This is a genomic window from Roseburia intestinalis L1-82 (assembly GCF_900537995.1).
GTDB lineage: Bacteria > Bacillota > Clostridia > Lachnospirales > Lachnospiraceae > Roseburia > Roseburia intestinalis.
In genome coordinates, this window is the sequence record NZ_LR027880.1 from 278,408 (window position 1) to 290,764 (window position 12,357).

A 12,357-nucleotide genomic window follows, 5' to 3' on the forward strand; every position below is an offset into this window, starting at 1 on the left:
CATATTGTCTGCTGCCGGAATCATAAGCAAATGAGAGGATACAAGAATAAATCTCAATATTTTCCACATACTAACTCCAAAGCTGATATATAAGAAAGAGCTGCTTTATCAAAATATAGCATTGGAGGATAACAACGTGAAAGCAACAGGAATTGTTCGCCGGATAGATGACTTAGGACGCATCGTGGTACCAAAAGAGATCAGAAGAACTTTAAGGATCCGCGAGGGCGACCCGCTTGAGATATTTACAGACCGCGAGGGGGAGATCATCCTGAAAAAATATTCGCCAATCGGTGAACTTGGACAATTTGCCGGGGAATATGCTGAAAGCCTGGCACAGACTACGGGATATCTTGTTCTTGTGACAGACTGTGACCATGTGATCGCAGCATCCGGAAGCGGGAAAAAAGAATTTGAGGAAAAACCGGTCAGCAGACAGTTAGAGGAAGCAATCAGTGAAAGAAAGAACTATCAGGCATCCGCGGGAGATGCGGAATTTATGAAAGTGACGTTAGATGATGCCGGGGAATATACAGAACAGGCATTCAGCACGATCATCTGTGAGGGAGATGCGATCGGTGCAGTGATCATCTGCAATAAGGATGAGAAAAAGAAAATGAATGATACCGAAGGAAAACTTGCTGCGGCGGCAGCATCATTTTTGGGACGGCAGATGGAACAGTAAAATAAACTCAGAGATGAGAAGAGGCGGGAAAATCAAAAAAGCAAAGATTTTCCCGCTTTTAATATACTATTGGAAAAACAAAAAAAATCATATACAATAGACACTGTAAATGAGACAGAAATGGAGCAGCTTATGAAATTCATACATGTTTCGGATGTACATCTTGGAATAAAACCGGATGAGGGAAAACCCTGGAGTGAAAAAAGAGCGCAGGATATCTGGGATTCTTTTGCAGAAGTGATCGGGGCGGCAGTGGAGTTAAAACCGGATTTTTTGCTGATATCGGGGGATTTGTTTCATGCGCAGCCGTTAAAAAAAGAACTTCGGGAAGTCAATTATCTTTTCAGCAGAATACCCCAGACGAAAATTATCCTGATGGCGGGCAATCACGATTATCTTCGTACAAAATCGTATTATCTGACGATGGAGTGGGAGGAGAATGTTTATTTTTTCCGTCAGGAGGAGCCGGGACATTTTGATTTTGAGGAGGAAAATGTCAGTATTTACGGGTTAAGTTACTGGCACAGGGAGATTGGAGAACCGGTTTACGATTCAATCATTCCGGAGGATCGGTCGAAGATCAACATTCTTTTGGTACATGGCGGAGATCTGCAGCATATTCCATACCATCCGAAGCATATTCTGGAAAATGGGTTTGATTATATTGCTGCCGGACATATTCACAAAGGCGGACAGCAGATACCGGGGCGTGCAGTGATGGCGGGAAGTTTAGAGCCGACGGATAAAAATGATGTCGGATCACATGGATACTGGCTGGGAACGATCGATAAAGAGCATACCGATATTCATTTTCATCCGGTCAAAAAATGCGAATACTGTCATGAAGTTTATCCGGTTACAGGGAAAACGACAAATTTCGAACTATGTGAGTGGGCAAAAACACTGCTGGCAGAAAGACCGGGGTATCAGTATTTCCGTCTGTTTCTGCGGGGGAAAGTTTCGCCGGATACCGGATTTGATACGGCAAAGTTAGAGGAATTTGACAGGGTTGTCGATGTGACGGAACAGCTTTCGCCGGATTATGACTACGAAAAATTAAAAGAAAACTATAAAGATACCCTTCTTGGGAATTACATAGAGGAAATGGAAAGGCGGCCGCAGGATGTGGTCACAAAAAAGGCATTGGAATATGGAGTCAATGCGTTATTAGGATATAAAATATGCAGATAAAAGAAGCAATCATTGGTCAGTTTGGAAAATTGCAGAACAGGAACATCTCATTTGAACCTGGGATCAACGTGATTTATGGGGAGAATGAGGCGGGAAAAACAACGCTGCATGACTTTTTGCCGGGAATGTTTTTCGGAATGGAAAAGGGGCGTGGAAGAGGCACGCTAAACAGCATGTACCAAAAGCATGAGCCTTGGCATGCACCTTCCTATTACAGTGGTGCCGTGCGATTTTTGGTGGATGGAAAACCATTTTATTTAGAGCGTAATTTTTACTATAAAGACAAAAAAGATATTTTAAAGAACGAGGCAGACGGGGAAGAACTGTCGGTTGCTTACGGCGATCTGGCCATGCTGCTCGGTGGAATAGATAAAGAAACGTTTGGAAACACTTATGATATACCGCAGACCGGGGCAGTGACAGGAAAAGAACTTGCAGATATCCTGGCTGAATATCTCTCAAATGCTGCGGAGGGCGGTGGCGCAAATATCCAGGTTCAGAGGGCAAAAGCAGCACTTGCAGCAAGAAAGCGGGAACTGACGCAGGAAGTAAAGACGATTCATGAACGGAAAAATGAGGATATCCGCCAGCTGATTGTGGAAAAAGATCTCTTAGAACGTGACAGTCGTGGATTACATGCCAATATTGCGGATGCCGGGAGAGAGATCGACCAGTTAAAGCGTGTGCGTGTGGAAGAGATCGGTGAAAAACGAAAGAGATTATCCGAACAGGAAAGACATCAGACAGTCCGTATGGAGAGGCAGGATGCTGCGCCGGAGAGAACAGGGGCAGAGAAAGCCGGAAAATCAGAATGGGAAAAAGAACAGCCTGACCGCATGGCGGGGATCGGACTTTGTGCTTCTGCGCTGCTTGTCAATACAGCGGTACACCACGTCACTTCGTATCCGTCACGCCTGTTTTTTATTTTGCAGGCAGTCTTTTTTGCAGGGATGATTCTATGCGGACTTTATGTGGGGATCAGCCATGTGATAGAGAAGGCAAAAAAGGAAGCTTATTTATCAGCACAAAAGAATGAGATGAAGGCAGTGACACAGGAAACTTATGCGGATGCAGGACTGCGGCAGGCGGAACGGATGCTTCTCAGTTTAAAAGAGTCGCTGTCTGAAAAAGAGACCAGACGTTACAATATCATGCAGGATCTTGAGGCTGCAAAACAGCCGGGAGGACAGGAAAAAGAACTGTTAGAAGATATCCGTGCATTAGAACTTGCAGCGGCAGAGATCGACCGTCTTGCAAAAGAGTATTATGAGGACAGTTTAGATGGACTTGGGAGTGCCGTTTCAAAGTGGATGTCACAGCTTACTGCAGGGAAATATGATCATGCGATTGTAAAGGAAGACGGAAAGCTTTTGATTTTGGCAGATGGAAAAGAGATTCTTCCTGAGGCACTGAGTCATGGAACGTTAGAACAGATCTATCTGGCATTCCGTCTTGCGGTCGGAGAGATTGTGACAAAAGAAGAACCCATGCCGGTTATTTTTGATGAGGCATTCGGTATGTATGATGAAAAACGTCTGATGCAGACACTTCGTGCACTTGATTGTCAGATCAGAAAAGAGCAGGGAAGACAGATACTGATCTTTACCTGCCAGAAGCGTGAGATGGAATTACTTGAACAGTCAGGGATTACATATCATAAAATTGTTTTGGAATAGAGGAGATGCAATCATGGCAGCCAGAAAAAAGAAAAAAAAGAAATACCGTATGTTCTGGTTTTTCGCAAAGATGCAGCTGGTGCTGCTGCTTGCAGTCATTGCAGGGGCATGCTGGTATTATTTTGGCGGTTACGCGGAAGAAGTAAAAGACTTAAAGACGCAGGCAATAGAGCTGGTGCGCCATTCCAGCAAGGAAACATTTAAGGCAAATCAGACCAGTATCGTCTATGCTTCGGATGAAAGTGTAATCTCCACATTAAAAGGCGGAAAAGATTCTTATTATCTTTCGATTACAGATATGCCGAGTAATGTAGAGTGTGCTATCGTCAGTATAGAGGATAAAAAGTTTTTCCGGCATAACGGAATTGACTACCGGGCGCTTTTGCGTGCGGTAAAGGCAATGATTGAAAATGGAGAGGCAACACAGGGCGGCAGTACGATCACAATGCAGCTTGCGCGAAATATTTTTTTGAGCCAGGAAAAGACATGGCAGAGAAAGGTTGAGGAAATGTATATCGCGCGGGAACTCGAAAAGAAGTACACCAAAGATGAGATTCTTGAATTCTATCTTAATAATATTTATTTTGGAAACGGATACTATGGGATCCAGTCGGCAAGCCGTGGGTATTTTAACCGGGATGTGCAGGATCTTGATCTGTCGGAGCAGGCATTTTTGTGTGCGATACCAAATAATCCGACGCTCTATGATCCACTTACGAATATCACGAACACATACAAGAGAAGAAACCGTATTTTGAAAAATATGCTCGATGATGGGAAAATTTCCAAAACAGCATACGAAAATGCACTGGGTGAGGTGATGGCGTTAGACCGGCCGGAAACACTGGCAAAAAATGATTATGTGGAGACCTATACCTATTATTGTGCAGCCAGGGCATTGATGGAAACGGAGGATTTCCAGTTTAAATATCAGTTTTCCTCGGAAGATGAAAAAAACAAATATGACGAAGCTTATGAGACGCTGTACAGTGAGTGTCAGAAAAAGCTGTATACTGCGGGCTACCGGATCTATACGTCATTTGACCTGAACTTACAGCAGGAACTGCAGGATACGGTAAACGAGGCACTCGCCGGTTACACGGAGGTCAATGATGAGGGCGTGTATGCCTTGCAGTCGGCAGCAGTCTGTATTGACAATGACAATGGCTATGTCAGGGCGATCGTGGGCGGAAGAAGCCAGGATTTCTCCGGTTATACGTTAAACCGTGCATTTCAGAGTTACCGTCAGCCGGGCAGTGCCATTAAGCCGCTGATCGTATATACACCATCTTTTGAGCGCAATTATACGCCGGACTCTGTGGTGACAGACGAGCCGATCGAGGATGGACCAAGGAATGCAAATGGTTCCTATTCCGGTCAGATCACAGTCCGGACGGCTGTGGAGAAGTCTGTCAATACGATCGCATGGAAATTATATGAGGAGCTGACTCCGGAAGTCGGTCTTTCTTATCTTGAAAAAATGAATTTTGCAAAACTGGATGCCAATGACTACAGACCGGCAACGGCACTTGGAGGTTTTACAAACGGTGTGTCTGCGCTTGAGATGGCGTCCGGGTATGCAGCGATCGAAAACGATGGAAATTACCGGGCACCGACCTGTATTGTTAAGATATTAGATGCGGATGGCAATGAAATCTATGCATCTGCACAGACGGAAGAGGCTGTGTATAAGCAGAATGCGGCGCGTATGATGACAGATATTTTAAAAGGTGTTATCACGAGCGGAACGGCACACGGACTTGGTCTTGGCAGTATGCCTGCAGCCGGAAAGACAGGTACATCCAACGACCAGAAGGACGGATGGTTTGTGGGATATACGAGATATTACACGACGAGTGTCTGGGTTGGTTATGATATGCCGAAAAAAATGGATAAACTGATGGGATCTACTTATCCGGGCACGATCTGGCAGAAGTTTATGTTAAAGGCACATGAAGGACGTTCTCCGATGGAATTTTTACCGTATGCGCAGGTATCGGATGAGGTTCATACATTCCATCAGGAAGATACGGAGGAGAATCCGGATCAGAATGCGGATGAAAATGCCGGGCAGCAGGATCAGAATCAGCAGCAACAGGATCAGCAGCAACCACAGAACCAGCAGCAACAGGATCAGCAGCAACCACAGGAACAGCAGCAACAGCAGCAGGAGCAGCAACAGCAACAACAGCAGGACCAACAACAGCAACAAGATCAGCAGCAGGACCAACAGCAACAAGATCAGCAGCAGGACCAACAGCAACAAGATCAGCAGCAGGAGCAGCAACAGCAACAACAGCAGGAACAACAACAGCAACAAGATCAGCAGCAGGACCAACAGCAACAGCAACAACAGCAGGACCAACAACAGCAACAAGATCAACAGCAGGACCAACAACAGCAACAAGATCAGCAGCAGGAGCAGCAACAGCAACAACAGCAGGAACAACAACAGCAACAAGATCAGCAGCAGGACCAACAGCAACAAGACCAACAGCAGTAAGACTAACCGCAGCAATAACAACAAGGCGAACGACAGCAGTGAGCAGCAGAACACAGAAACAACAGAGCAGATTTGGAATGCAGAAAGCACTGATGAAGGCTTGACATACAAATTTGGAAACGTTATCATTACCTTAATATGAGCAAAAAAACGCGTGGCAGGTATGTTGCTGCGAAGAATACTGGAGGATCGAAAATGAAAAAGTATGCATTTGGAATTGATGTCGGGGGAACTACCTGTAAGATCGGTTTTTTTGAAACAAACGGCAAGTTGATCGATAAATGGGAGATCAAGACCAACACGGAAAATAACGGAGCAGCAATCCTGTCTGATATCGCACAGGCAGTTGATAATAAACTGGCACAGGAAGGCATCAGCAAAGATGATGTACAGGGTGTTGGAATCGGTGTTCCAGGTCCAGTTAAGAGCAACGGTGTTGTAAACCGCTGTGTAAACTTAGGCTGGGGAATCGTGAATGTAGAGGAAGAACTCGGAAATCTGACAGGTCTTAAGGTCAAAGCAGGAAATGATGCCAACGTTGCAGCTCTCGGAGAGATGTGGCAGGGGGCAGCAAAAGGCTGTAAAGACGTTATCATGGTAACACTTGGAACCGGTGTCGGCGGCGGTATCATCGTAGATGGAAAGGTCGTTGCAGGATTTAACGGAGCAGGCGGTGAGATCGGACATATTACCGTAAATCATGATGAGATCGAGGCATGTAACTGTGGACAGTACGGATGCTTAGAGCAGTACACTTCCGCAACCGGTATCGTTCGTGTGGCAAAGAGAAAACTTGCTAAGACCAACGATGAGACAAGCCTTAGAAACTTCCCGGAACTGACCGCAAAAGATGTGTTTGATGAGGCAAAGAGCGGAGATGCAGTGGCACTTGGTTTAGTGGATGAAGTCTGCGGAATCTTAGGATCTACCTTATCTAATATTGCATGTGTGGTTGACCCGGAAGTTGTTGTCATCGGTGGTGGTGTTTCCAAAGCAGGAAGTATCCTGATCGAGAGCATCCAGAAGCATTTTGTGGAGACATCCTTCCATGCCTGCCGCAACACAAAGTTTGTGCCTGCAGGACTTGGAAATGATGCCGGAATGTATGGATGCGTACAGATGCTGTTGGATTAATACATAAAAGAACTAAAAAAACTAAAAAAACTAAAAAAACAGTCGTACCGCTTTGAAATAAAAACGGTATGGCTGTTTTTTTGATTTTATGCTTCTACTGCATTCTGTTTTACGTGTGCCAGTGCTTTGGCAACCGGCGGTATGCTGATAATGATCAGTGTAATGACTGCTTCCGGTACCAGATAGGAGGCCTGATATCCTAAAGAATAAAGGATCGGGTTCATGCCTTCCGGTGCATAGGATGCGAAAAATACAATGCCAGAGATCGTGGAAAAGATGAAACGTCCGAAAACGCCGATTACATATCCAATCTGAAGTCCCCATTTTTTCTTATTGAAAAATCCGGCAAGACCGAGTGCACCGAATGCGAGCGGATAGTCAAGCAGCATCTGTGGGATCGTGTAGAAAATCGGTTCTGTTACAAACTGAACCAGACCATATGCAACAGCTGTCATGATGCCGACATAAGGGCCATACCAGTATGCGATTAAAACAATAAAAAGCATGGAAAGTAATGTGACGGAACCACCCATCGGCATCTCAAACAATTTGATCATGGAACATACCACGGCAAGTGCGATGGCAACTGCAGAGTAGACGAGCTGTTTGGTGGTCAGTGCTGCCTTGCGGCTTGCATTCTTCTGACGCACAAAAGCTGCTACGATGAGCAGTAATGCGATGATAACGACGACGATCACGATTCCCGTGATCGTAAGATGTACGGAGCCGTCTCCCCAGGCTCCTTCCGGTGTAGCAAAAAAGTTATTCATAAATCCTCCTTGTTTTCCGAAGGAAAATGCGACTGCCATTGCAGGAGCAGAGGATTTTCCTCCTTGTTTTCCTGATTTGATTCTGGTATCAAAAGGTGGTTTTCAATTTTTGACTGTCAAGTTGCACAAAGTCGGATCTATTTTGTTCCGCTGTCCGAAAATAAGAAAAACTAAGTATGCCTGATTTAGATTTTCCAGGAGTGACGTGTACGTCTTAAACGTCCCGTCCATGGGACGTTAAGACTTTTGCTGCCATCCATGGCAGCAAAACACTATGCATTAACAGGCATACTAAGATTTTCTAATTTTCTCCCAAAGTCACAAAACGAGTCCCAACTTTGTGCAATTTGACAATCGCTAAGTTGTGAGCCACCTTTTGACACCAGAATCCTAATTCATGATAATAGAATGTTCGCGGAGCGTACATTTTATTGTCTACAAACACGGGGGATTGTTTCTTACCAGAATAAAGTAAAAGAAAACGCTTCCTTACGCCGGTATTATCCGGGTCAAGTAATAAGGGTCGATGAAATCATCTCTCAGCACGTTGTCAATACCATATGGTATAAACAGCACCCCTAGCATTTGTATGGAACGTTTCCCACTATAGCAATTAATGACGAAAAAGTCAAATTTATGCCTTGAAATTTTAATCCCTCTGCGAGACCTGTATAGTTGACAAAAAAAGCAACAAAAAATATAATGTCAAAAATGTAGAAACAACTTACGGAGGATGAAAAACATGAAAAAAATTTATCAGAAACTGGCACTGACAGGCGTGCTTGCAGCGCTGCTTCTTTCTGCAGGCTGCGGGGGAGCAAAGGAGACTTCTGCAGATGAAACAGCAGGGAATGTGCCGGCTGTGGCTGAGCAGAAAACGGACAGTAAAGCAGATATGGAACTGTCTGAGACACTGGAAGTAGACGCTGGATCATCAGAAGCCGGGACTGAGACATTGGAAACAAATACCGAAACACAGACACAGGGTTATACTTTTACCGATGATCTCGGACGTGAGGTGACAGTGAAATCTGCTGATCGTGTGGCAACGCTGATCGGAAGTTTTACGGATGTATGGATGTTAGCAGGCGGAAATGTTGTTGCAGCAGCAAATGATTCCTGGGAGAGCCTTGGTTTAGACCTTGATGAGAGCGTGGTAAATCTTGGCAGCATTTTGGAGCCGGATGTCGAGCAGCTCATTGCAGCGGAGCCTGATTTTGTGATCGCGAGTGCAAATACGGATGCAGACGTTGCAATGGAGGAAACACTGACACAGGCAGGAATTACCGTTGCCTATTTTGACGTTGCAAATTTTGATGATTATTTAAATATGCTTTCCATCTGTACACAGATCACCGGCAGAGATGATCTCTATCAGAAAAATGGTCTTGATGTGCAGAAAGAAGTAGAGGCAATGAAGCAGAGAGCGGACGGCAGTAATCCGACTGTATTATTCCTTCGGGCAGCATCAAGCAATGTAAAGGCCAAGGGCAGTGACGGAAATGTCTGCGGGGAAATGTTGGCAGACCTTGGATGTGTGAATATCGCAGACAGCGACGAGAGCCTGTTAGATGACCTCAGCATGGAGGCGATCATTGCGGCTGATCCACAGTATATTTTTGTGACGATTCAGGGAAATGACAGCGATGCCGCCATGAAAAATGTGGAAGATCTTCTGACATCAAACCCGGCATGGGCATCCCTGACCGCTGTGAAAAATGATCATTATTATATCCTTGATAAGCGCTTATTCAACTTAAAACCGAATGCAAAATGGGGAGAGGCTTATAAGCAGCTGGCAGATATTCTGTACCCGGAGGCGGAGTGAGAAAGGTTTGGTTTGAAAATGGCATATTTTCCGTTTTTTATTGATATAGAAAATAAAAAAGGCCTGATCGTGGGTGGCGGCAGGATTGCAGCACACAAGGCAGAAAAGGTGAAGCCGTTCGGTGCAAAGATTACCATAATAGCACCGGATATTATGGACAAATTAAAACAGGATCCGGCATTTATGTGTGAGGAGCGTCCCTTTGTGCCGGAGGATATCGAGGGCTGTGCATTTGTCATTGCGGCAACCGATGATAGGGAATTAAACCACAGGATCAGCGCACTGTGTCAGGAAAAAGGAATTTTAGTCAATGTGGTGGATGACAAAGATTACTGCGGTTTTCTATTTCCGTCTCTTGTGAAAGAAGGAAAACTGACCGCGGGAATCTCCACCGCAGGAGCCAGTCCGCAGATCGCGGCAGAATTAAGAAGCCGCATGGCGAGGGAACTTCCAAATCAGATGGAAGAGATCCTTGATTATTTAGAATCAATCCGGGAACCTGCAAAAAAAATGATTGCAGATGACAGGATCAGAGCCAGATTTTTGAAAGAGACAGCACAGCTTTGCATGGATGAAAACCGCGTGCCGGATGAGGAAGAGACGAGGCAGCGGATCAGAGATTATTGCCAGAGTGCGGAACAGACTGGATTAGGGAAAATCGTCAGTACAGGCATGGTAACGCTCGTCGGTGCGGGCTGCGGTGCATATGACCTGATCACACTGCGCGGTTTAAATGCAATACGGAGAGCCGAGGTGCTTGTCTATGACGATCTGATCGATGCGCGTCTGTTAGATCACGCTTCGGAGAGCTGTGAAAAAATTTATGTCGGGAAACGGATCGGTGTACATAGCAGGGAACAGGAAGAAATCAATGCGATCCTGATCGAACATGCGAAGAAAGGCAAACGCGTGGTGCGCTTAAAAGGCGGAGATCCGTTTGTTTTCGGCAGAGGCAGTGAGGAAATGGAAGCGTTAAAGGCGAAAGAAATCCCGGTGACAGAAGTGCCGGGAATCACATCTGCCATTGCGGTTCCGGCGGCAGCAGGAATCCCGGTAACACACCGTGGAAAAAGCCGCAGTTTTCATGTGGTGACGGCACATACGAAAGGCACTGCGGACAGTCTGCCGGAAGGACTAAAAGAACTTGTGGCAGTGGAGGGCACGCTTGTATTTCTGATGGGAATGCACCAGCTTTCAAAACTGGCCGGACGGCTGATGGAGTATGGAAAATCTCCGGAAACACCGGCAGCAGTGGTGCAGGGAAATTTTGATGGAAAAACGGTAAGTGTGCGAGGAACACTTTTTGATATTGCAGAAAAAGTAAAAGAATCCGGGATGCAGTCTCCGGCGGTTATTGTGATCGGGGAGACGGCAGAGATGGAGTTGTAATTAAAAAAAAGAGGAAGCATACTGCAGTGAATGGATCACATTTAAAGCAGAGTGTGCTTCCTTTTTGTATATTATCTGATTAGATGGAAACAACATCAACGGCGTTTCCGTGTTCTTTTATGATCTGTAACAAATCTTTTGTTTTTAACAATACGGTAGCCGTATTTTCATTTGGATGCACACTGATCAGACCTGTTTCATTCAGAAAATAACTGTCAATAAAGACCTGTACGCTCCGTTCTGCTGGCGAAAATTCTTTAAGTGTTCATATTAAAACATAAATACACGTCAAAGGCAATCGTTGCTATTACCGGCAACGTCTGCTAAAATGATTTCAATATGTGAAAAAGGCAGGTAGTATTTGTGAGGGCAGAAGAAGTAATACAGGCGGTTGCAGAACTTTGCAGACATTTTTCGGCGGTGGAGGTGATCTTATTTGGCTCTAGAGCGAAAGGAACAGCACTGGAGAGAAGTGACATTGATGTTGCCGTGTCCGGTGTGAAGGATTTTGATGCACTTGCAGAAGCAAAACAGCGGGATCTTTCGGATTCTTTTGTATTGAGTGGAACCAGTGCAAAATTTAGCATCACATTTGATCTGGCATGGAAAGTTATGAAGGATATACTGGTAGAATATTATGCAATGACGGGTTTTATTGCGGGTTCGCCGCGTGAAGTGCTCAAAACATCCTATAAAGCAGAATTGATTTCAGATGATACATGGATAGAAATGCTAAAAGGTGGTAGGCTCAAACCGTTCTACCACATTTCCATCCCGGTCGATCAGAAACTTCGTAAAGTTCCACTTGATATCAGGGGTGTTACGGAAATCCGGCTGGGTGCGGTATAATCCGCTTTCGAGCAGCGGGGTGAGAGGGTGGTTTGGATCAAATCCTCCGAAACCTTTTTGTTCTTTCAGATATTTGTACAGCGGATGCGTATTTTCTCCATTTACTTCAATTTTGGAAAAAAGTTTAAAGGTAATTCCAAATTTTGCGTCGCAGAAAGATGCGATCTCCTCGGTTGTTCCAAGTGCCTGGTTTCCAAACTGATTACATGGGAAATCAAGAATCTCAAATCCTGCATCCTCTGCTTCATAATCATAAAAATTCATAGTAAAAGTTTCCTTTCAAAATAAAAGATTTAAAACAATTAAATTGTGCACAATCAAATGCAAAATAA

At 44.9% G+C, this 12,357-nt stretch carries 10 protein-coding genes and 1 riboswitch; of the genes, 8 read left to right on the top strand and 2 right to left on the bottom strand.

What is annotated here, in order from left to right; translation table 11 throughout:
- The first annotated feature begins 136 nt into the window (after nucleotides 1–136).
- From spoVT to RIL182_RS01310, 5 genes are all read left to right on the top strand, one after another.
- Complete coding sequence (gene spoVT, locus RIL182_RS01290; RefSeq protein ID WP_044998907.1) at nucleotides 137–685, top strand: stage V sporulation protein T; 549 nt, start codon at nucleotides 137–139, stop codon at nucleotides 683–685.
- 132 nt (nucleotides 686–817) lie between these two features.
- Nucleotides 818–1,876: a metallophosphoesterase family protein gene (locus RIL182_RS01295; RefSeq protein WP_049938247.1), complete on the top strand. Its 1,059-nt coding sequence runs from the start codon at nucleotides 818–820 to the stop codon at nucleotides 1,874–1,876.
- A complete protein-coding gene (locus RIL182_RS01300; RefSeq protein ID WP_006856803.1) occupies nucleotides 1,867–3,552 on the top strand; it encodes an ATP-binding protein in 1,686 nt (561 codons plus the stop codon). The genes RIL182_RS01295 and RIL182_RS01300 overlap by 10 nt, the downstream gene beginning before the upstream one ends.
- A gap of 13 nt (nucleotides 3,553–3,565) precedes the next feature.
- Complete coding sequence (locus tag RIL182_RS01305; RefSeq protein ID WP_134522984.1) at nucleotides 3,566–6,055, top strand: transglycosylase domain-containing protein; 2,490 nt, start codon at nucleotides 3,566–3,568, stop codon at nucleotides 6,053–6,055.
- A 195-nt stretch (nucleotides 6,056–6,250) separates the two neighbouring features.
- Complete coding sequence (locus tag RIL182_RS01310) at nucleotides 6,251–7,189, top strand: ROK family glucokinase (protein WP_015559390.1); 939 nt, start codon at nucleotides 6,251–6,253, stop codon at nucleotides 7,187–7,189.
- A gap of 86 nt (nucleotides 7,190–7,275) precedes the next feature.
- Here RIL182_RS01310 and thiT read toward each other — a convergent pair whose 3' ends face one another.
- The gene (gene thiT, locus RIL182_RS01315) at nucleotides 7,276–7,959 is read right to left on the bottom strand and encodes an energy-coupled thiamine transporter ThiT (protein ID WP_118590721.1); all 684 of its coding nucleotides are present in this window, start codon (nucleotides 7,957–7,959) and stop codon (nucleotides 7,276–7,278) included.
- 469 nt (nucleotides 7,960–8,428) lie between these two features.
- Nucleotides 8,429–8,549: riboswitch (TPP riboswitch) on the bottom strand.
- Nucleotides 8,550–8,701: 152 nt separating this feature from the next.
- On the opposite strand from thiT, the gene RIL182_RS01320 reads away from it, so the two are divergent.
- From RIL182_RS01320 to RIL182_RS01330, 3 genes are all read left to right on the top strand, one after another.
- Nucleotides 8,702–9,787, top strand: a complete 1,086-nt coding sequence (locus RIL182_RS01320; protein ID WP_022112300.1) for an ABC transporter substrate-binding protein — start codon at nucleotides 8,702–8,704, stop codon at nucleotides 9,785–9,787.
- Nucleotides 9,788–9,805: 18 nt separating this feature from the next.
- Nucleotides 9,806–11,176, top strand: a complete 1,371-nt coding sequence (gene cysG, locus RIL182_RS01325; protein ID WP_006856889.1) for a siroheme synthase CysG — start codon at nucleotides 9,806–9,808, stop codon at nucleotides 11,174–11,176.
- Between the two features lie 363 nt (nucleotides 11,177–11,539).
- On the top strand, nucleotides 11,540–12,025 hold the full coding sequence (locus RIL182_RS01330) for a nucleotidyltransferase substrate binding protein (RefSeq protein WP_006856806.1): 486 nt from the start codon (nucleotides 11,540–11,542) through the stop codon (nucleotides 12,023–12,025).
- Here RIL182_RS01330 and RIL182_RS01335 read toward each other — a convergent pair.
- Entirely contained in the window at nucleotides 11,909–12,289 is a 381-nt protein-coding gene (locus RIL182_RS01335; protein WP_006856807.1) for a glutathione peroxidase, read from the bottom strand. The genes RIL182_RS01330 and RIL182_RS01335 overlap by 117 nt on opposite strands.
- Nucleotides 12,290–12,357 lie beyond the last annotated feature (68 nt).

Coding starts and splice junctions, on each gene's coding strand:
- RIL182_RS01300 (WP_006856803.1), top strand. CDS start 1,867: ATGCAGATAAAAGAAGCAATCATTGGTCAGTTTGGAAAATTGCAGAAC.
- cysG (WP_006856889.1), top strand. CDS start 9,806: ATGGCATATTTTCCGTTTTTTATTGATATAGAAAATAAAAAAGGCCTG.
- thiT (WP_118590721.1), bottom strand. CDS start 7,959: ATGAATAACTTTTTTGCTACACCGGAAGGAGCCTGGGGAGACGGCTCC.
- RIL182_RS01335 (WP_006856807.1), bottom strand. CDS start 12,289: ATGAATTTTTATGATTATGAAGCAGAGGATGCAGGATTTGAGATTCTT.
- RIL182_RS01305 (WP_134522984.1), top strand. CDS start 3,566: ATGGCAGCCAGAAAAAAGAAAAAAAAGAAATACCGTATGTTCTGGTTT.
- RIL182_RS01320 (WP_022112300.1), top strand. CDS start 8,702: ATGAAAAAAATTTATCAGAAACTGGCACTGACAGGCGTGCTTGCAGCG.
- RIL182_RS01310 (WP_015559390.1), top strand. CDS start 6,251: ATGAAAAAGTATGCATTTGGAATTGATGTCGGGGGAACTACCTGTAAG.
- RIL182_RS01295 (WP_049938247.1), top strand. CDS start 818: ATGAAATTCATACATGTTTCGGATGTACATCTTGGAATAAAACCGGAT.